This window comes from Georgenia sp. Z1344, assembly GCF_049856295.1.
In the GTDB taxonomy this organism is placed as follows: domain Bacteria; phylum Actinomycetota; class Actinomycetes; order Actinomycetales; family Actinomycetaceae; genus JB111.
In genome coordinates, this window is the sequence record NZ_JBNDMZ010000002.1 from 268764 (window position 1) to 288788 (window position 20025).

Sequence of the window (20025 nt, forward strand, 5' to 3'; positions counted from 1 at the left end):
CGGTTGCCTACCGTGTGCCGGGCACCCGCCAGGTCATGGAGCCGTCCGGTCCGATCAGCCAGCACCGTCAGACAGGAGAAACAACGTGAAAAGACTTGCCGCAACGATCCCGGCGTTGGTACTGATACTGGCTGGCTGCTCGACCGCAGACACCAGCGACGAGCAGTCCGTGGAGGGCGCTGAAGGAGAGTTTCTCGCCGCCCACGGCCTGGACGGGATGGAAGTCCCGGAAATGATCGACCATCTCGACCGACTGGGCGGTCAAGAACGCCCCACCAGCTACATGGCATCCATCCGGTCCGAGGAACTGCTGTTCTCCGACGGCGAGCAGGACCTCGCCCTGGACATGCCTGACGACCTGTTTTACCTCTCCGTGGCCCCATACGTGAACCAGACGCACGACTGCTACTACCACAGTCTCACCACCTGCCAGGGGGAACTCACCGGCCAGGACATCCAGGTGCGGATCCTGGACCAAGCAAGCGGTGAAGAGCTCGTCAACGACGAGGTGACCACCTTCGACAACGGCTTCGCAGGCTTCTGGTTGCCGCGCGACGTCGAAGGAACCATCGAGATCACCTATGACGGCTTGACGGGTACGTCGGACTTCTCCACCGCCGACGACGGGGCCACGTGCCTCACAGACCTTCGGCTCGCCTGACCCTGAACCGCCCTGGATCTTCCGGAGGGTGGTTGGTTACGCGACCTCCGGTTCGGGGGTCACGGTCGTAGCCTGCCGGTGAGCGTGTTCGAACTCAACGGGTGGCAGCTGCCCGATTGAGGAGTGGAGGCGGTCGTGGTTGTACCAGTGGACCCAGCGGGCGACTTGCCACTCGACCTCGGCGTGGTTCTTCCAGGTCGGGCCGCCGTCGTTGATCGCCTCGGTCTTGAACAGTCCGATCGTCGACTCGCACAGCGCGTTGTCCAGTGCGTCGCCGACGGTGCCGATGGATCCGGCGATGCCGGCCTGGGCCAACTCGGCGGTCAGCGCCAGCGATACGTATTGCGACCCGGCATCGGAGTGGTGGACGAGCCGGCCGTGTTCCCAGTGGGCTCCGGCGCGGTGACGCACGTCGATCGCCTGACGTAGGGCGTCGGTGACCAGGAAGGTCCGCATGCTCGTTGCGACTCGCCAGCCCAGGATCCGGCGGGAGTAGACGTCCACGACGAAGGCGACGTAGACGAACCCGGTCAGCGTCCACACGTAGGAGAAGTCGGCCACCCACAGCTGGTCGGTCGCAGTAGGCACGTGCCAGCCGCGCTTGACCAGGTCGGGGTGACGTGGCGCCTGGGCCGACCGCCGAGTCGTGGTGGTGCGGTGTCGTCCCCGCACTGCGCCGGTGATCCCGGCGATGGCCATGAGCCGGGCGACCTGGTCGCGCCCAACATCGAAGCCGGCGCGGCGGGCGGCATGCCAGAGCTTGCGCACCCCGTACACGCCCCAGTTCTCCCGGTGCAGCGTCACCAGCGCGTTGACGAGGTAGGCCTCCTCCAACAGCGCCTGGCTCACAGGACGGGCTTTGTGGGCGTAGTAGGTGGACGGCGCGATCTTTATCCCGTGCACGGACAGCACGGCGCAGATCGGCTCGACGCCGAACCGGTCCCTGTAGGTGTCGATGTAGGCCACGATCACTTGAGTCGGCGGTCGAGCTCCGCCTGAGCGAAAAACGCTGACGCGGTCTTGAGGATCTCGTTCGCCCGCTCGAGTTCGGCCACGCGCTTCTTCAACGCGCGGACCTCCTCGGACTCACTCGAGCGAGTGGTCGCGGGCCGGGCGCCGCTGGCGTGCTCGGCCTCCTCGATCCAGTTCCGCAGCGTTGCGGGGTTCACGTCCAGGAGCGAGCCGACGTGCTTGCGGGCTCCCAGCTTCGACTCGGTGCCCTCGCCGAGCTTCTCGCGGTACATCCGCACCGCCCGCTCCCGGAACTCACCGTCGTATCTCCTCGGTGCTGACATGGGGATCAGTCTCCCTTGCTAGATCAGCACCCTCCAGGAGATCCAGGGCGGTTCAGATAGAGGACACACACCTCGGTCACAACCGGGAACTGACGGATCGTCTTGCCATTGACGTTCCCCGCGATGTGCGAAAGTCCCTTGTCCCAAATGATCGTTTGCACATAGTCCCAGCCTTGCCTGTCAAGCTCGGCGTGTACGGTCGCCCAACCGACCTCGGTGCCCCAGAACCAAAGCGTCGTGCCTGGCGTGGCTGCGTTCGACCACTCCTTGATGTGCTCTCGATACCAGTCCACCAGATCCGTGGCATCCACGGTGTCACCGTGGAATCCACGTACGCCGTACGCTCCATCGCTGATGATCGTGGTCGGCGTTGGCCACTGTGAGTATGCGTGCCTGACGTCGCCCTCGAAGAGGGAGAACGCGTCCGGGACCGGCGTTAACGCACCGCCGGTTGCGTCCTTGGTTGTGTCCGCGACCAACGCCAATGCGCCACGGGTCGTCGAGCCTTCGGACCTGCGGCGTCCTGACGGCATGCTCCCGCCCCTTCTCCATGAGGTGTTGTTCTCCTGCCTCGCATGCTATGGGCCACGCGGCAGGCGCGCGGGCAGGGTCCAGCCCGTGTCATACCCCTCGTCACCCCGCACTCCGGCGGTCCTCACGTCGTGCACTCAAGCGCTGTGCCTGGACGAGCTGCTTGACCCGACCCAAGTGTGAGGCGTGGTCGTGTGCCTCCCACTGTCGGCTTCACCATGAAAGTAGCCTCAGGATGTGATGGACAACTCCCTGCTGGACAGTGCTCGCCAGCATCGCCTATCAGTTCGGCCCTGATTCGTGCCCGCCCGCAAGACACGCCAGTACGTCGCCGCCGCTGTCGAGTCACTGACGCTCGCCATCGAACTCTTCAATCGACCGAGCCCTGCGGGCAGGGAGCACGCGACCGTGATGATGACAGCGCACGCTTTCGAGATGCTCTTGAAAGCTGCAATCTATGATGAGCGTCGAAAGGTCAGGTTCTCCGGGAGCGACCGCTCATTCGACCTCGGCAAGTGCGTGACCGTGGCCGAGACCTCCCTCGGCATCATCGACGCGGGAGATCGCGTGGTGCTGCTCGCCCTGAAGGAAGATCGGGACGCCGCCACCCATGACGTCATCTCCATGAGCGATGACGTGCTGTGGCTCCATCTTCGATCAGCGGTAACGATCTTCCGGAAGGTGCTCCTCGGTCTAACGGGTCAGGACCTCACCGATGTGATGCCCGGGCGAGTCCTCCCAGTCTCGGCGAGCCCTCCTACGGAGGTGGGCCTCGTTGTAGGGAAAGAATTCGAGCACATCGCAGAGCTCCTTCGTCCGGGCCGGCGGCGGACTGCAGATGCGCGGGCTCGGCTGCTCCCGCTGATGGCACTGGATCGAGCTGTTCGCGGGGAGACGGAGCCACCGACCGAGGCCGACGTCAGTCTAACTCTCCGTGCGGTCAAGGACCAAGAAAACTGGGAGGCCGTCTTTCCCGGTGTCGTCGGGCTGCGGCTCGTGGGAGGACCGCGTCCGTCAGACCAGGTCCAGGAAATTAGCTTGAAGATCGACCCCAAACGGGGCGATCTAGCCGCCCGCCCCGCGCAGGACGGAGAGGAGGCCATCGCTTACCGGGAGGTGGACACGTTCGACCGCTACTCACTCAAGTTGAGCAAGCTTGGAGAGAAACTGGGACTGACTCGGCACCAGGGGCTAGCGGTGATTCATGCTCTTGGCCTCCGGGCGGACGCCAAGTGCTACAGAGAGAAGCGGACTGCCAACGGTCATGTTCAGTTCCAAGGACTGAGCAACATCGCGCTAGAGCGTGCAAAGAAGGCGTTGGCCGACGGGCTGGACGTGGACCAGGCCGTGACTGATTACAACGCGCACATCGCCAGCAAGGCCAAGCCCGGCACGAATCGAAGATGAACGGGCCCGAGCCGGGGAATGTGCTCGGCGCGCCCTGCGAGGAGATTGTGGCTACGAACCACAGTGCGCTCCTGACGGGCGCTCACGGTCTGCCTAGAAAAGCTCGTTTACGGCACAGGGCTGCTGGTTCAGTCGATGCTGTATAGTTCAGCGCATGCTGACCATTGCTACTCGTCTGGACGCGATGAACCGGTTGGGCCGGGCACTGGCCGACCCAACACGGTCACGGCTCCTCATGACGTTGCTGGAACGGCCGGCCTATCCGGCAGAGCTGGCACGCGACCTCGGGCTGACGCGCTCGAACGTGTCGAACCATCTGGCGTGCCTGCGCGACTGCGGCATCGTGGTCGCCGAGCCCGAGGGCCGCCAGACACGTTACGAGATCGTCGACCCGCACCTGACGCGGGCACTCCGCGCGCTGGTCGAGGTCACCCTCGCGGTGAACGAGAACGCTCCCTGCATCGATCCTGCCTGCCCGGTTCCCGGGTGCGCCAACGCCGGGACTGACGCGTGATCCTGTCCTCGGTCCTGCAGGCGATCGGCCTGTTCATTGCCACCAACATCGACGACATCATCGTGCTCTCGCTGTTCTTCGCCCGTGGTGCGGGGCAACGCGGGACAACGGCCCGGATCACCGCAGGCCAGTACCTGGGCTTCGCGGGCATCCTGGGCGCCGCCGTACTCGTGTCGCTGGGCGCGGGAGCGTTTCTTCCCCGGGAAGCCATCCCGTACTTCGGGCTCATACCCCTGGCCCTGGGACTGTGGGCCGCGTGGCGGGCATGGCGCGGGGGCGATGACGACGACGACGATGCCAAGGTCGAGGGCAAGAACGTCGGTGTCTGGACCGTCGCCGCGGTCACCTTCGCCAACGGAGGAGACAACATCGGCGTCTACGTCCCGGTCTTCCTCAACGTGGGACCCGCGGCCGTGGTCGCCTACTGCGTCGTCTTCCTCCTGCTCGTCGCGGTCCTCGTGATGCTGGCCAAGTTCATCGCCACCCGCCGACCGATCGCCGAAGTCCTCGAACGCTGGGAACACGTCCTGTTCCCGATCGTCCTGATCGGCCTTGGCGTCGTCATCCTCGTCAGTGGAGGAGCCTTCGGTCTCTAAACGCGTCCTCCGGGACAGTGGCGTGATGGCCCCTTGCTTGATCGCACCGTCACCCAGCACCGACAGAACCCCGCCATATAAGTACCAAGACCACAGATGACCGCACCGGTCGACCCAGGTGTGGACGTGAGAGGACCTTCTGCGACGATTCCGTCATGGCCCAGCCCCTCGGCCCGACGCCGCTCGCCGAGCGGTCCCTCGCCCCGGACCTCGCTCGTGGCGCGATGCTCCTGCTCATCGCCCTCGCCAACGTCCGGGCGTTCGTCGACGTCCCGACCCAGGGCCTGAGGGGCTACCCGGACCCCGACGGGACCTCCGCTCTTGACGACGCCGTGGCACTGGTCCAGCTTCTCCTCGTCGACGGACGCGCCTACCCTCTGTTCGGCCTGCTCTTCGGGTACGGCGTCTGGCAGCTGGCCTCTCGCCGTCTCGACCGGGGCTGGAGCGCCGACGCCGTCGTCTCGATCCTTCGGCGTCGGTCCGTCCTGCTCCTGGCCGTCGGCGCCGTGCACGGGATCCTCTTCTTCCCCGGGGAGATCATCGCGGCGTACGGCGTCCTCCTGCTCCTGTTGCCAGGAGCGATGGTGCGTGGCCGCGACCAGGCGCTCGTGGCGTGGTCGGCGATCGGCGGCATCGTCATCCTTCTGCTCCTTGCGGGTGCCGGGACGTTCGTCGGCCAGGTCGCGCCGATGACGACGAGCTGGGGGACCGCTGTCACCGAGCACCTCACCGCCTGGCCGCCGGGGGGCGTCCTGTCCAACGCTCTCGGCGTGAGCGTGACCGTGCCGCTCGGTGTCCTCGCCGCCCGGCACGGACTGCTCGACCGCCCGGACGAGCACCGCGGCCCCCTGGCCCGGTGCGCCGTCGTCGGCCTCGGTGCCGCGATCGTGCTGGGCGCCTGGTACGCCCTCGTCGCGGCCGGTGCACTCCCGGCTCCGTCGCCGGCCGTGGCGCCGGTGATGGCCCTGCTCCACGGCGTCGGTGGCTACGCGGGCGGCATCGGGTACGCGGCGCTGTTCGGTCTCCTCGCGGCGGGTCGGTCCGAACGCGCGCGAGACGGTCACGCACGAGCCAGTCACACGCGCGACGACCACACGCGCGTCGCCCGCGCACGAGACGACCACACGCGAGCGAGCCACGCGCGAGCGAGCCACGCGCGACACGACCGCCGACGCGACGGGCACGCGTCCGGCATGATCAGGTCGCTGGGCCGGATGTCGATGAGCGGGTACCTGCTGCAGACGGCGGTGTTCGTCGTCGTGCTCGTCCCGTGGGGTCCGATCGCACTCGGACGTGACATCTCCACGATGTCTGCCGCGCTGGTGGCCGTGGGCGCGTGGGTGCTCGGCCTCGTCGTCGCGGTGGCGCTCGGACCGACCGGCCGGCGCGGACCGTTCGAGGCGGTCGTGCGGTGGTGGACCTACCGGGGCGCGGGCGGGCGCGCGTCGAGGCGGCGGGTGACAGGCGAGGGACCTGGTGGCCTGGGTTCGAGCGGTCGTCGGTCGAGCGACGACGGATCCGGTAGCCAGCGGTCGACCGATCGCAGATCGGGCTAGCGCCGCTCGACCGAACGTGGGTCGGGCTAGCGCGGATCGACCTCGACGCTCGGCACGTCGATCACCTCGGGTCCACCCGCGGGGTCGGCAGATCGGCGGGCACGACGGCGTCGGCCGTAGCGCCGCACGGCCAGCACCCCGAGCACCAGCACGACGACGACGAGCACCCCCACCGCGACAGGCAGGAGGATCGCCGAGGCCACGAGAGCGAGCGAGGTGGCGTCCTCGGCCGTCGACGCCACCGGTGCCGCCGCCCCGGCGGTGCCGACGTTGAGCAGTGGCCGGGACAGCGACTTGCCGCCGTGCACGATCAGCGCGAGAAGGACTCCGGCGGCGATCGGCACCCACGCACCGCCCTCCGCGAGCCGGGCCGGGTCCTCGATCGCGGGCGTCACGCTCCCGACGCCCGCGCTGAACGCGATCCCGCCGGAGGTCGGTCGGACGACGGTCTGCAGCACGTCGTTGACCGAGTCGACGGCAGGGATCTTGTCGGCGACCTCCTCGATGACGAGGAGCGCGCCGAGGACGAGGAGCGCCGGCCAGCTCTCGAGCCACGCCCATCCGTCGGGCAGCGTGAGCAGGTCGGTGAACCGGCCGAGGACGCCGAGGGCGACGAGCGGGATGTAGGCGTTGAGGCCCGCGGCGAGCGCGAGCCCCGACGCCGCGAGGAGCTCCATCCGCCAAGGGTGCCAGCGGCACGGCCCGGTGGCGCGGCGACACGGCGGCGCGGTGCGGCGGCCCTGGAGACCTGCACACCTACAGTGACCGCATGGCGAAGGGGAACGAGGGTCGTCGGCAGGAGCCGCGCCCCAGGTCGTGGGAGTCCCCTCTCCGGGCGCTCATCGATCACCCGCTCGACGCCGGGTACGCCGCCGCGTCGGAACGCCGCGAGCGGGAGGGCACCGGCCGGCCGCCCGCGCTCCGTGCAGCCACCTGGGGAACGGTGCTGGCGCTCGGCGTCGGGCTCGTCGTCGCCGGACGCGAGCTCGCCGTGCCGGAGGAGGGGCGGGACCCCGTGCGCGCCGAGCTCGCCGCGCAGATCCAGGGTGCCGAGGAGGCGGCGGACGCCCTGGCGCGGGGCAACGAGGAGCTCGCGTCCGAGGTCGAGCTGCTGCGCGAGGACGTGGTGGCCGACGCCCCGTCCGAGCTGGGGGAGGCCGCGCGGGCGGCGCTCGATGGCTCGGCCCAGTACGCCCTCGAAGGACCTGCGCTGCAGATCGTGCTGTCCGACTCCGAGGACTCGGCCTCCGGTGTCCCTGGGGCCGACGACGGGCGAGTGCGCGACACCGACATCCAGGCCGTGGTCAACGGGTTGTGGGCAGCCGGTGCGGAGGGGGTCGGCGTCGACGGACGCAGGCTCGCCTCGACGACCGCCGTGCGCGCCGCCGGTCGCGCGATCCTCGTCAACCTCGAGGCGACGAGCTCGCCGTACGAGATCGTCGCGCTCGGGGACCCGGGCGAGCTGCGCGAGGCCCTGGACGCGGGAACCGCCGGTAGCCACCTGAACGAGCTGGCCGACCGCTACGACATCGGCGTCAGCTACGCGGAACTCGAGTCGGCGACCCTGCCGGCGGTCGCCCCGCGGTCCACGAGCTTCGCGGTCCCGATCGGGGCGGCGGACATCACGTCGGACGAGGGGGACCGGTAGTGCTCGCCATCGTCGGACTCGCGATCGGCATCGTGATCGGCCTCGTCCTCGACCCCACGGTCCCCACCTGGCTCGTGCCCTACCTGCCGATCGCAGTCGTCGCAGCGATGGACGCGCTCCTCGGCGGTCTGCGGGCCCGCCTCCAGGGCGTCTTCGACGACCAGGTCTTCATCACCTCGTTCCTGTTCAACACCGTCGTGGCCGCGTTCCTCGTGTACGTCGGCGACCAGCTCGGCGTCGGGGGACAGATGACGACCGCGATCGTCGTCGTCCTCGGGATCCGGATCTTCTCCAACGTGGCGGCGATCAGACGCCACATCTTCAAGGCGTGACCGGCGTGCGGGACGACGACCCGGCGGGCCGCGCGGAGGACGTGGCGCCCGACGACGCCGCCGTCCCCGAGGACGACCGGATCCCCGACGACGGGTCAGACGACGCCGCCGTCCCCGAGGACGACCGGCTCCCCGAGGACGGGTCCGACGACGACGAACGTCCCGACTCCCGTGCCCGACCGTGGTGGCAGGGCCGGGCGTCGGACCTGCTCGTGGTGGTCCTGTGCGCGCTGCTCGGCGTCGCGCTCGTGGCACAGGTCCGGCACACGCAGGAGGACCCGCTCGCCGCCCTGCGTCAGGACGACCTCGTCCGTCTGCTCGACGATCTCGACCGGCGGAACATCGACCTCGTGGAGGAGCAGGACCGGCTGCAGGAGGAGCTGGACGGGCTGCGGTCGGCGGCGGACTCGTCCCAGGCGGCCGCCGACGCCGCGGCGGAGCTCGCCGGGACGCAGGGGGTGCTCGCCGGAACTGTCCCTGCGGCGGGACCGGGTGTCGAGATCACGGTGACGGACCCGGGCGACGCGATGCGCGGGCAGACGATGGTGACGATGATCCAGGAGCTGCGGAACGCGGGCGCGGAGGCGATCGAGATCGGCGGGGTGCGGCTGACGGCCACCTCGTACGTGATCCGGTCGACCGGCGGTCTTGTCGTCGACGGGACGACGATCTCCTCGCCGTACGTGCTACGTGCGATCGGCGATCCCCAGACGATGCAGGTCGCGCTCGAGATCCCGGGCGGCGCGCTCTCGACGGTCCGCGGGCGCGGTGCCACGGTCTCGCTGATCGAGCAGGCCCACGTCGAGATCCGGTCCGTTGCCGAGCCGCGTGACCTCGAGCACTCTCGGGTCGTCGAGGACTGACCGTTGCCGCTCCGGCGCGGCCGCCGTCGCCGTAGCCCCTGATCAGGCCTTGTGACCACTGTGACACGGAAGGTCACGATCGGACTACGATGGTGGGACGGCCCCGCGACCTGCGGGCCGCACGCACCCCGCCGAAGGAGGCACCGCGATGTCTACCCCTCCGCCTCCCGCACCCGAGCCGTGGGACGACCCCAGGCTGCGCACGGAGGAGGACGGCGCGAGCGCCGACTCCACCGCGCGGTTCGGCGTCATCGACGAGCAGGCGAGCAGCCACTCGCTCCCCGGCCTGTCGCCCGAGGAGTCCAAGGCGGTCGCTGCACTCCCCGCCGGCAGCGCCCTGATGATCGTCCAGCACGGCCCGAACTCCGGCGCGCGGTTCCTGCTCGACGCCGCCAGCACGACGGTCGGGCGTCACCCGCGGTCGGACATCTTCCTCGACGACGTCACCGTGTCCCGGCACCACTGCGAGTTCCTCAGTCGTGACGGCGGGTTCGACGTCCGCGACATCGGCTCGCTCAACGGCACCTACGTCAACCGGACCCGGATCGACGCGGTGCGGCTGCGCGCGGGCGACGAGGTGCAGGTCGGCAAGTACCGGCTGACGTACCACCCGAGCCAGGTCCGCGGCGAGGAGGCCCGCGAGGCGTGAGCGCCGCGCGATCCCGCTCCTCCCGGTTCGAGCCGGCGGACCTCTCCGACGACCCCGCCCGCCCGGACGGGGCGACCGGTGCCGACGGCGCGGGCTCCGGGACGACCGGCTCGGCGGGGGAGTCGTGGCCCCCGGGCGTGAGCCGGACCCCGGTCATGGCGATCGGGCAGGTCGTGGCGATCCTCCAGGACGAGTTCCCCGCGATGACGCTGTCGAAGCTGCGCTACCTCGAGGAGCAGGACCTCGTCCGGCCGCACCGCGCTCCGTCGGGCTACCGCAAGTACTCCCGCGCCGACGTCGAGCGGCTCCGGTTCGCGCTTGCCGCGCAGCGGGACGCGTTCCTTCCGCTGCGCGTGATCCGCGACCAGCTCGACGACCTGGACGCCGGTCGCGGTGTCCAGGACCCCGTCCTCGCACGGATCGTCGCCCGCGACGGGCAGGTCGTCGCGCCCGCCGCCACCTCGCGGCTGACCTCGACGGAGCTGGCGGACGCGACGGGGGCGAGCGTGGCCGACGTCGAGGGCCTCGCGGAGGCGGGCCTCGTCCCGGTGGACGCGCGGGGCCGGCACCCCGGCGCCGCGGTGCCGGTCGTCGTCGCGGCGGCCGCGCTCGGCAGGCTCGGGGTCGACCCCCGTCACCTGCGCACGGTCCGGCAGGCGGCCGAGCGTGAGGCCGGGACGATCGCCGCGGCACTGGCGCCGCTGCGGGCGGGACGGTCCGGGGCCGACCTCGAACGGGCGAACGCGCGTGCCCGCGAGATGGGTGAGCTCTACGCGCAGCTGCACACCGAGCTGCTCAGGAGAGCGATCTCCGAGCTCTGACGCCCCGCGGACGTGCAGTCCGACGGGAACCCGATACTGCGGGTCCCGGTCCAATAGGCTCGGCACGTGCACGAGATGGAGGTCCAGGGCGTCGAGGTGACGCTCGACGGTGCCCGCGTGGTGCTCCTGCTCAAGGATCCGTCGAGCGGCCGGGTGCTCCCCATCGTCGTCGGGGCCCGTGAGGGTGCGGCCATCGCATCGGTCCAGGCGGGGCTCGTGCCGCCGCGCCCCCTCACGCACGACCTCATGCTCTCGGCGATCCGCACGCTCGGTTCGGAGGTCGTCGCGGTCGTCATCACGGCCCAGCTCGACGGCGTGTTCTACGCCGAGCTCGTGCTGTCGACGGGCGAGACGATCGACTGCCGTCCCTCCGACGGCGTCGCGCTCGCGCTGCGCGCGGGTGCTCCCATCAGGTGCGTGCCGGAGCTCCTGCCCGACCTGGGTGCCGTCCAGGTCGGCCCCGGTGCCGGTGCGGGTACGGCGTCGGGCATCGGTGGTCGCGACAAGGTGGGTCGGGGGACCGACGGCGCCGCGATCGAGGACGCGGTCGCCGAGCTGCGCCGCGAGCTCGAGGGGCTGGGGCCCGACGACTTCGGCGCGCCCGATCCGTCCGCCTGAGCGCCGACCCGTCCGACGTGTGGGCGCGCGCCCGACCGGACGGACGTGCCGTTGACCGGGTGGGCCCACCCCCGACCGGGTGGGCGCTCCCCGGACGGATGGACGTGCCCCTGGCCGGTGAGGGAGCACCTGGGCGGCGACCGCGATGTCGACGACATGCACGACGTCGACACACCACCAGTCACAGCAGTCACATCCGACGCCGACGCTAAACTGGTGTGCGACCCGCCGACAGGCGTCGTTGACCCGGGTCGGCCCGCGTCCTAGCGTGACGGTGTCACCGGGACCCCGCCCCGGTCCCGCCACGAGAAACGGAGCCCACCGTGAGCCCCACGGAAGCCACCGGCGCGCACGCGCGCGGACCGCAGCTTGCCCAGGGCATGTTGTTCGGTGAGACCCTCCCGGACATCGACCAGGACACGGGCTACCGCGGCCCGACCGCCTCCCGCGCGGCCGGCATCACCTACCGGCAGCTCGACTACTGGGCGCGGACGGGGCTCGTCGAGCCGTCGGTGCGTGGGGCGCAGGGCTCGGGCAGCCAGCGGCTGTACAGCTTCCGGGACATCCTCGTGCTCAAGGTGGTCAAGCGCCTCCTCGACTCGGGCGTCTCCCTCCCGCAGATCCGCGTGGCGATCGGGCACCTCAAGGAGCGCGGCGTCGAGGACCTCGCGGGCATCACGCTCATGTCCGACGGTGCGTCGGTCTACGAGTGCACCTCCGACGACGAGGTGATCGACCTCGTTCAGGGTGGGCAGGGAGTCTTCGGGATTGCCGTGAGTCGCGTGTGGCGCGAGGTCGAGGGAAGCCTCGCCGAGCTGCCGACCGAGCGCGCGGAGGCCGAGGACGCGCCGGACGAGCTCGCGCGGCGTCGCGCGGCCCGTGCCCGGCAGGTCGGCTGACTCCTCTCCGACTCGTCTGCTGAGCAGGTGACCCGCAGGGCGGAACCCGTTCCCCGGACGACCGGACGCGCGGGGCACGGTTCGTGGACCAGGACCGACGGCGGGGGAGACCTCCCCGGACGGCATCCCCGGGAGTGACCGAAACGTGATCATTGCACCACTACAGTGCCCTTCATGAGCGTTGCCCCCGGGTGGTACACCGACCCCCACGACGAAGCCAGGATCAGGTACTGGGACGGTTCCATCTGGACCGAGCAGTCGGCCGGGCGAGGTGCGCGACCCGACGACGGGTCCGTGCCCTCCGGCTCCGAGGCCGCGACCGGCGTACTTCCCGCTCAGGGCGGAGGCGAGGCCGGCGTACCGGACGGACACGCACAGGCGGGCGCCTTCGGTGGCCAGCAGGCGGGCGCCGGGTACGGGGCCGGCAGTCCGACGGCCGGTTCGCCCGGTGCCGCTGCCGGATACGGACCGGCGGGTGCGTACGGCGGTCAGCAGGCGGGCGCCGGGTACGGCGCGGGTAGTCCGACGGCGGGCTCGCCCGGTGCCGCTGCCGGATACGGACCGGCGGGTGCGTACGGCGGTCAGCAGGCGGGCGCCGGGTACGGCGCGGGTAGTCCGACGGCGGGCTCGCCCGGTGCTGCTCCCGGATACGGACCGGCGGGTGCGTACGGCGGCCAGCAGGCGGCCGCAGGGTACGGGGCCGGAGCGCCTGGTGGCCTGGGTGGGCCCGGCGGCTACGGCCCGGGTGGCCCCGGCGAACCTGGTGGACCGGGTGGCCCGGCGAACGGTGGGTCCGACGGCAACCGGCGCAGCCCGGCGCTCATCGCCCTGCTCGCGATCCTCGGCGTCGCGATCGTCGGCGTCGGCGGGTACTTCGTGTGGGACGCCGTCGCGGGCGAGGACGACACCGCGTCCGAGACCACCGCGCCTCCCTCCGACGCCCAGCCGAGCACCCCGGGGCCGACGACGGAGCCGGCGAGCAGCGAGGCCCCGACCACGGAGGAGCCCACCACCGAGGAGCCCACGACCGAGGAGCCCACCACCGAGGAGCCCACCACCGAGGAGCCGACGACCGAGGAGCCCTCGGTCGCGCCCGGTGAGTTCGTCGGCAACGACGAGAGCGGAGCAGCCGTCTTCGTCGACCCTGACGGCGAGGGGCTCGGTACCCGCTTCGAGTCGGCGATCGACGCCGACGGGGCCGCCACCGTCACGCTCCGCGTCGACGAGCGCGCCGCCGTCATCATCGGCGGGCACTCTCCGGACGGAGAGGACCTCCGCTTCCAGATCACGGGCGAGGGTGTCGACGAGACGCTCGACGACTCGCAGTCCCTCATGCCCGTCTTCGGTTTCCGCCAGGAGCATCTCGACCCGGCAGACGCCCGCGTCCTCGACCCTGGTGACTACCAGATCACGATCGACGAGTACGGCGGCGACCCGTCGCAGATCATCATGGAGGCGCACTCCGGCACGCTCGTCGTCGGTGTCCCGTCCGACACGCCCGTGACGATCGAGGACGGTCGTCCGTCGGTCTTCATCCTCCACGTGGGCGCGGAGACCCCGCTGCGGGCGGGCGTCCACGGCGACGAGGACACGATGATCCACGTCGTCGACCCCGAGCTGTTCGTCCATGAGAACGACGACGCGCCCCCGGAGCACGAGCCTAGGAACCCGCTGGACGCGTCCGTGGACATCGAGTCGGTCCCGGTGGGTGACAGCGTCATCGTCGCCAGCACGTTCTGGGGCGACGCGACCGACGCCGTCGTGCACATCGAGCCGCGCTGAGCGCGGCCGGGACGGCAGGATGGAGACGCGTTCGGGAGGGCTCTCGGCGGACGGCGACCCACGTGGGGCACGCGGGTCGGAAGACCCTGCGCACGAGGAGCTCGGCGACACGGTGCGTCGGCCGGCTCCCGGCCGTTCCGAGCGGCCACCGGGCGCCACGACGACGCCGCGATACACCGCGTCCGGCGAGCTGGGCTACGGCGGCGACGACGGGACGAGCTACCCCGGATCCTCCAGCCCCGTCCCCACCGGCGAGCACGTCGTCTCCGGCAGCTGGGGCGCGAGCCAGGTCGACGACGAGCCGGTCGAGACGACGACGGGCACCTACGCGGTCCAGGAGCCGGACGGCGGCTACGACGGGTACGCCGCAGTCGGTGCGGGCGCCTATCGCTCCGGCGGCGTCGACCCGTACGGCGGGCAGGCGGCGGACCCCCGGGCACCGATGTGGCAGCAGCCGCCCGCAGGGGGCGCGCCGAACGCGCCCGGTGAGCCGACCACCGACCCGTACGCCGGGCTCACGCCCTCCGGAAGCTTCGGTCACTCGGCCCACGCCGGACAGTCCGGGTACGGCCGGCCCGGGCAGGCGGGACACGGACCCCCCGGCGGTCCGGCGGGCCCAGGAGGTTACGGCGCACCGATCGGACCTGGTGGTCCGAGCGGTTACACAGGGCCCGGTGGTCCGGCCGGCGCAGGCGGTCCGGTCGGCCCCGGTGGACCCGGCCACTCCGGTCGCGCGTACGCCGGCTACCCGCCGGGCGGCTCGGGCGGCAGCAGAGGACCGCTCATCGCCGTCGTGGCGGTCGTCGCGGTCGTCGTCCTCGCGCTCGCCGTCTTCGGGATCTCGCGGATCATGGACGGCGACGATACGGCGTCACCCGAGTCCGACAGTCCGTCCGTGGCCACGGGACCGTCGACGCCCGGTCCGAGCACCCCTGGACCGACCACGCCCGCCCCGACCACCCCGCCGCCCCCGGGCACCGAGGGCTCGGCCGGGGGTGACGGGGACGTCTCCGGGCTCGCCTACGTCGTCGACACCGCGGGCAACGACCTCGGTGCATCCCTGGACGGGGCGTTCCCCCAGGACGGGCTCTACACGTCCACGCTCCGGATCACCGAGCGGACCCCGGTGGTCGTGGCCGCCTACTCGCCGGACATGGCCGACCTCGTCGTCACGATCGAGGGCAACGGCGTGAGCCACGAGCTGACCGACTCGACCGAGCCCATCACGTTCCTCGACTTCAGCGGGTATCCGTCGACGTCCGATCCCAGCGGGGCGTTCGTCCTCGAGCCCGGCGACTACGAGATGGTGGTGACGACCGAGGACGGCGACCCGGCGGCGTTCGAGCTCGGTGTCGCCTCGGGCGACGGGACCTCGCTCGGCAACGGCGACGAGGTCGACGTCTCGGTGGAGGCCGGCGACGCGGTGCTCTACGCCGTCACGCTCGAGGAGGGGCAGGAGCTGACCGCCACCCTCGTGGGAGACAGCACGGACCCGATGCTGCTCGTGGTCGAGCCCGACGGCGACGTCCGGCGCAACGACGACTGGGACAGCTCGTCGGGCTACACCGGTGAGGATCTCCCGAACTGGCTCGACTCGGCCCTCACCGTGTCCGGCGGGGCGGGGGAGTACGTCCTCATCGTCACCACCTACGCCGGCCTGGGCGGCGACATGGTCGCCCAGGTCACGATCGAGTAGCCCACCGCGCCGCCCGTGTGTGAGTCTCACCGCCGTGGGGCGGTCTACCCGCCCGGAATGCCGGGGGAACGCGCCGGTCGTGGCTACCCTCGACGAGTCCGGACGTCGCGGGAGGCCGCGTCGTCTCTTGCTCGTACCCGGAGGAATCGTTGAGCACCGTCGAGGCAGGTTGGTACTCGGACCCCTGGGAGGACGGCAAGATCCGCTTCTGGGACGGCGTGACCTGGACCGACGAGCAGTACGACGCCGAGGACTCCGAGTACGACGTGCACGGCGACGAGGATCCGACACCGCCGGTCGACCACACGGTCGCCCCGTCCTCGGTCCTGCGGTCCGGTCAGGCCTTCGGGTCCGTCCCGCCCGCTCAGGACACACCGGCCGCCGACCAGGGCGTCCCACCGTCGGCGCCCTCCGCGCCGGGGTACGGGCAGATGCCGCCGTCCGCGCCCTCGGCGCCCGGCTACGGGCAGATGCCCCCGTCGGCCGCCTCGGCGCCCGGCTACGGGCAGATGCCGCCGTCGGCCGCCTCGGCGCCCGGCTACGGGCAGATGCCGCCGTCGGCCGCCTCGGCGCCCGGCTACGGGCAGATGCCCCCGTCCGCGCCCTCGGCGCCGGGTTACGGCGCGCCGGGATACGGCGCGCCGGGCCAGCCGACGGGCGGCACCCCCGGCTCCGTCAGCGGCTGGTCCGCGGGCTCCTCGGCCGAGGCCGGCTGGGCAGGTCAGACCGGCCCGGGCTTCTACGGACTGCCGGGCGCGGGCTCCCCGTCGTCGACCGGACCGGTCGCCGCCTCCGGGAACACCGCACCGTTCGGTGACGGGTACGGCGGCTACGCCGCGACCGGCGCGGGCTCCTACGCCTCCGGCGGGACCGCGGCGTACCCCCAGGGTCCCGGCCAGCCGTGGGCCGGATCTCCCGAGAGTGCGGGCGGCTTCCCGCCCCAGGCCCCGGGCTTCGGCGGGTCGCCCCAGGCCGGTGGTTACGGAGGCCCACCGCAGGGAGGTGGGGGGTACGGGTCGGGCGCCAAGCGATCGGGCCTGTCGCCGCTCCTGGCGGGTGGCCTCGTCCTCGCGATCGTCGCGGTGCTCGGCGTCGGCGCCTACTTCATCTTCTTGTCCGGCGACGACGATCCGTCCGCCGGCGGTGGCGGGGGCGGCGGCTCGTCGCAGCCCGCACCTGGGCCCGCGCCCGCGGACGCTCTCACGCTCACCGACTCGTCCGGCGCCGAGGTGCCCGAGTCCGGCACCGTCACCGTGCCGGCCGACGGCGCGTGGACGGGAACCATCACGGTCACCGAGCGGACCGGCTTCCTCGCGCTCGCCGCGTACGGCGAGGCCGACCCGCAGATCGCGGTCTCGGGCGAAGGTGTCTCGGTGGAGGTCGACGATGTCGGGTCCGCCTCGCGCGACCTCGCACCCCTCGGCGGCGACTCCGGTCTCGACGCCGCCGTCGGTCTCGTGCTCGAGCCGGGGACCTACACGATCGAGGTCACCGACTGGCTCGGGAGGGACGCCGAGGTCCCGTTCCAGTTCCGCTCCGGGCTCCAGGGCACGCTCTCGAACGGCGCGCCGGTCGATGCGACCGTGGCGGCGAACGACGTCGTCCTCATGGCCACCGAGCCCGCGTCCTCCTCCGGGTCGGTCCACACCCTGCTGCAGGAGGGTTCCGACCCGCAGCTCGTCGCCTTCCCGGCCGGTACCGGTGAGGCGCTCTACAACGACGACGGGCGGTCCCTCGCGCCCGCGGACATCGCCGACCAGATGTCGAGCCTGGACTCCTACATCGACATCTCCGCGAGCGAGCCGACCCTCGTCGTGCTGACGATGTGGCAGGAGCGGGCCGGCAGCGCGTCGGTGACCTACACCGACCAGTAGCAGCCCCAGACGTCCGACCACCCCCACCGCGCGGTCACGGGGCGCAACGACCGCTCGGTCAGCCCGTGAGCTCACCGAGCCGGTAGGCCGTCCGGTGCCCCGAGTCCTCGCGGGTGATCTCCACCTCGACGAGCCCGTGCGCGTCGACGCGGTACTCCTCCGTCACCGTCGGCCCGTCGTCGATCCGCCGGACCGGTCGGGCGGCAAGGTCCCCGACGTCGAACAGCTCCGCCGAGTACGGCACGCGCACCTCGGCGAACGGCACGATGTCGCCGCGGGGGTGCCCGTCGTCGTCGATCGCGGAGTACTCGACGAACCGGAAGAACCCGATGTCGTGGGCGGCCCGGTAGGTCCGGCGTGCCACGACGCCGCCACCCGAGGGCAGGACGTCGTCCGGCGCGAGCACGGGGTCGAGCAGCGTGCCGCGCCCGTGGTCGGCCTCCCGGAAGACGCCGAAGCCACGGGAGAGCCGGTCGGTGAGCGAGTACCCCGAGTCGGGGTCCGCCGCGACGGCGAGCCCGATCGCCGTCGACGCCGACGGGTACGGGGAGCGGTGCACACGCCGTCCGTAGTGGCGCCGCAACAGCCGTGGCACGAGGGGGAGCGACGTGGCGCCGCCGACGAGGTAGATGCCGGCGACGTCCGCGAGACCGGGTGCCGACTCGTCGTCGCCCCCGAGCAGCGGGGCCATCGCAGCGACCGTGCGTTCGACGAGCGGGGCCGCCGCCGCGTAGAGGTCGTCGACCGTGACGGAGACGGGGCGACCCTCGACGTCGAGAGCGAGGCGGCGCGACTGCGGGTGCACCGCCTCCTTCGCGACGCGTGCCTGCTCGAGGAGGTCGTCCGCGGCATCGGTGGAGCGTCCCTCGAGCTCGGCGGCGTCGGTCCCCGCGGCGCGCGCGGCGAGCTGGGCGAGCACGACGTCGACGTCGTCCCCGCCGACGTCGTTGAGACCGGCCGAGGCGAGCACGTCGTGGCTCGTCCCGTCCACGCTGACCAGCGAGGCGTCGAAGGTGCCCCCGCCGAGGTCGTACACGAGGACCCGGGTGCGCCGGCTGGAGATGGTGCGGGTCTGCCGGTGCGTGTACTCGAACCCGGCGGCGGACGGCTCGTTGAGCACGGCCACGACGTCGAAGCCCGCCAGCCGGAACGCCTCCAGAGTGAGGTAGCGCTGGGCGGTGTGCGCGTGGGCGGGGACGCCGACGGCGACGCCGAGCGCGTCATCGAGGTCAGGGTCGGCGACGGACGAGCGGGTGCGGATCTCGGTGCGCAGCGCGTCGAGGAACGAGGTGAGGACGTCGAGGATCGGGACGGTGCGCCGGCCGACGCGAACCTCGGAGCGGGCGCTGACGTCAGGCCGGGCGAGCACGCGCTTGACGGACCGCAGCAGAGGGGCGCCCGCGCGGTGCGCCTCCTCGGCCGCGAACCCGTGGACGAGACTCCCGTCGACGTACGCGCTGACCGACGGGACGTGGTCGTGCCAGTCGCCGTTCTGGTCCACGAAGGAGACAACCGGGTAGTTGCCCCGGTCGGCTGCGGCGACGATCGTGCGGGTGGTTCCGAGGTCGACCCCGAGGCGCATGCCTCGAGGCTAGCGGCACGGCCGCGGGGGCACGCCGAGCGTCCGGCGGGACCTGTGGTCGGGTGGCTCGTGGCTCGTGGCTCGTGGCTCGTGGCTCGTGGCTCGTGGCTCGCGCCGGCGAGTGGAGCCGTGAGTGTGCGCGGGGGTCGGGACCGCCCGTGAGCCCGACCGAACGATGCCGGGGTGCGGGGTCGATGGTTCCCAGGTCTATCCTCGTCCGGTGCCTCCTGCGTCGTCGTCCCCGACCGGCACAGGACCCGTCCGCCCACGCCCCGAGCACCTGCAGCCCGGCCTCGTCGCGCTCGTGGTGCTGGGCGGCACGCTCGGCACGGCGGCCCGCGCCGGCATCGACGCGGTGCTCGGCGGCGCTCCCGGTGAGATGCCGTGGGCGACCGGTGCAGTCAACGTCGTCGGCGCCGCGATCCTCGGGGCGCTGCTCGCCCTGCTCACCACGGTCCCGGCCGGACCGGCGAGGCGCGCGCGGCTCCTCGTGGGGACCGGACTGCTGGGCGGATTCACGACCTACTCTGCGCTGTCCCTCCAGACGGTCCAGCTGGCGCAGGCCGGTCGCGGCGTGGCGGCCCTGTTCTACGCGCTCGGGTCGGTCGCCCTCGGTGTCCTCGCCGCGTACCTCGCCCACGCCGGGGCGTTCCGGGCCGTACGGGCACGGCGGCGCGGTGCCTGCGGGGGAGCCGCATGAG

The 20025-nt window shown here is 71.7% G+C and carries 20 protein-coding genes and 1 other annotated feature; of the genes, 16 read left to right on the top strand and 4 right to left on the bottom strand.

The genetic code is table 11. The features are described 5' to 3' along the window. The first annotated feature begins 85 nt into the window (after positions 1–85). Entirely contained in the window at positions 86–661 is a 576-nt protein-coding gene (locus ACPYO6_RS03090; RefSeq protein WP_425713424.1) for a CueP family metal-binding protein, read from the top strand. A 36-nt stretch (positions 662–697) separates the two neighbouring features. Here ACPYO6_RS03090 and ACPYO6_RS03095 read toward each other — a convergent pair. Further along, positions 698–1956, bottom strand: a protein-coding gene (locus ACPYO6_RS03095; protein WP_425713425.1) for an IS3 family transposase whose coding sequence is annotated in 2 segments (ribosomal slippage) — positions 698–1662 and positions 1662–1956 — 1260 coding nt in all. Because the reading frame shifts where the segments join, the coding sequence is not laid out codon by codon here. After that, positions 1541–1672 (bottom strand) — a sequence feature (AL1L pseudoknot). Its footprint overlaps the gene before it by 132 nt. A 23-nt stretch (positions 1957–1979) precedes the next feature. Further along, the gene (locus ACPYO6_RS03100; protein ID WP_425713426.1) at positions 1980–2489 is read right to left on the bottom strand and encodes a hypothetical protein; all 510 of its coding nucleotides are present in this window, start codon (positions 2487–2489) and stop codon (positions 1980–1982) included. Positions 2490–2787: 298 nt separating this feature from the next. Here ACPYO6_RS03100 and ACPYO6_RS03105 point away from each other — a divergent pair, with 298 nt between their 5' ends. The 4 genes from ACPYO6_RS03105 (at position 2788) to ACPYO6_RS03120 (ending at position 6560) form a co-directional block, all read left to right on the top strand. Then, positions 2788–3894, top strand: coding sequence for a DUF3644 domain-containing protein (locus ACPYO6_RS03105; protein ID WP_425713427.1), 1107 nt, complete (start codon positions 2788–2790; stop codon positions 3892–3894). A gap of 154 nt (positions 3895–4048) precedes the next feature. Beyond that, positions 4049–4408 (top strand): Cd(II)/Pb(II)-sensing metalloregulatory transcriptional regulator CmtR, encoded by a 360-nt coding sequence (cmtR, locus tag ACPYO6_RS03110; protein WP_425713428.1) that lies wholly within the window; start codon positions 4049–4051, stop codon positions 4406–4408. Next, entirely contained in the window at positions 4405–5004 is a 600-nt protein-coding gene (locus ACPYO6_RS03115) for a cadmium resistance transporter (RefSeq protein WP_425713429.1), read from the top strand. Before cmtR ends, ACPYO6_RS03115 begins: the two co-directional genes overlap by 4 nt. Before the next feature lie 155 nt (positions 5005–5159). Continuing rightward, positions 5160–6560, top strand: a complete 1401-nt coding sequence (locus tag ACPYO6_RS03120) for a DUF418 domain-containing protein (protein WP_425713430.1) — start codon at positions 5160–5162, stop codon at positions 6558–6560. A 26-nt stretch (positions 6561–6586) separates the two neighbouring features. Here the strand turns inward: ACPYO6_RS03120 and ACPYO6_RS03125 are convergent, their stop codons facing one another. Further along, positions 6587–7237 carry a DUF4126 domain-containing protein gene (locus ACPYO6_RS03125; protein ID WP_425713431.1) on the bottom strand — a complete coding sequence of 217 codons (651 nt, stop codon included), beginning with the start codon at positions 7235–7237 and terminating at the stop codon, positions 6587–6589. A 92-nt stretch (positions 7238–7329) separates the two neighbouring features. On the opposite strand from ACPYO6_RS03125, the gene ACPYO6_RS03130 reads away from it, so the two are divergent. The 10 genes from ACPYO6_RS03130 (at position 7330) to ACPYO6_RS03175 (ending at position 17742) form a co-directional block, all read left to right on the top strand. Next, complete coding sequence (locus ACPYO6_RS03130) at positions 7330–8208, top strand: DUF881 domain-containing protein (protein ID WP_425713432.1); 879 nt, start codon at positions 7330–7332, stop codon at positions 8206–8208. Then, positions 8208–8540, top strand: coding sequence for a small basic family protein (locus tag ACPYO6_RS03135; RefSeq protein ID WP_425713433.1), 333 nt, complete (start codon positions 8208–8210; stop codon positions 8538–8540). Before ACPYO6_RS03130 ends, ACPYO6_RS03135 begins: the two co-directional genes overlap by 1 nt. After that, a complete protein-coding gene (locus tag ACPYO6_RS03140) occupies positions 8537–9403 on the top strand; it encodes a DUF881 domain-containing protein (RefSeq protein WP_425713434.1) in 867 nt (288 codons plus the stop codon). Before ACPYO6_RS03135 ends, ACPYO6_RS03140 begins: the two co-directional genes overlap by 4 nt. A 148-nt stretch (positions 9404–9551) precedes the next feature. After that, positions 9552–10052 (top strand): FHA domain-containing protein, encoded by a 501-nt coding sequence (locus tag ACPYO6_RS03145; RefSeq protein WP_425713435.1) that lies wholly within the window; start codon positions 9552–9554, stop codon positions 10050–10052. Next, positions 10049–10873 (top strand): MerR family transcriptional regulator, encoded by an 825-nt coding sequence (locus tag ACPYO6_RS03150; RefSeq protein WP_425713436.1) that lies wholly within the window; start codon positions 10049–10051, stop codon positions 10871–10873. Before ACPYO6_RS03145 ends, ACPYO6_RS03150 begins: the two co-directional genes overlap by 4 nt. A 75-nt stretch (positions 10874–10948) precedes the next feature. Then, positions 10949–11491: a bifunctional nuclease family protein gene (locus ACPYO6_RS03155; protein WP_425713499.1), complete on the top strand. Its 543-nt coding sequence runs from the start codon at positions 10949–10951 to the stop codon at positions 11489–11491. A gap of 380 nt (positions 11492–11871) precedes the next feature. Then, entirely contained in the window at positions 11872–12390 is a 519-nt protein-coding gene (locus ACPYO6_RS03160) for a MerR family transcriptional regulator (protein ID WP_425713500.1), read from the top strand. A gap of 174 nt (positions 12391–12564) precedes the next feature. Then, entirely contained in the window at positions 12565–14172 is a 1608-nt protein-coding gene (locus ACPYO6_RS03165; RefSeq protein ID WP_425713437.1) for a DUF2510 domain-containing protein, read from the top strand. Positions 14173–14191: 19 nt separating this feature from the next. Beyond that, entirely contained in the window at positions 14192–15868 is a 1677-nt protein-coding gene (locus ACPYO6_RS03170; RefSeq protein WP_425713438.1) for a hypothetical protein, read from the top strand. 149 nt (positions 15869–16017) lie between these two features. Then, entirely contained in the window at positions 16018–17742 is a 1725-nt protein-coding gene (locus ACPYO6_RS03175; RefSeq protein WP_425713439.1) for a DUF2510 domain-containing protein, read from the top strand. Between the two features lie 58 nt (positions 17743–17800). Here ACPYO6_RS03175 and ACPYO6_RS03180 read toward each other — a convergent pair whose 3' ends face one another. Next, complete coding sequence (locus tag ACPYO6_RS03180; protein ID WP_425713440.1) at positions 17801–19324, bottom strand: Hsp70 family protein; 1524 nt, start codon at positions 19322–19324, stop codon at positions 17801–17803. Positions 19325–19544: 220 nt separating this feature from the next. On the opposite strand from ACPYO6_RS03180, the gene ACPYO6_RS03185 reads away from it, so the two are divergent. After that, the gene (locus ACPYO6_RS03185) at positions 19545–20024 is read left to right on the top strand and encodes a fluoride efflux transporter FluC (RefSeq protein WP_425713441.1); all 480 of its coding nucleotides are present in this window, start codon (positions 19545–19547) and stop codon (positions 20022–20024) included. The last annotated feature ends 1 nt before the right edge of the window (position 20025 follow it).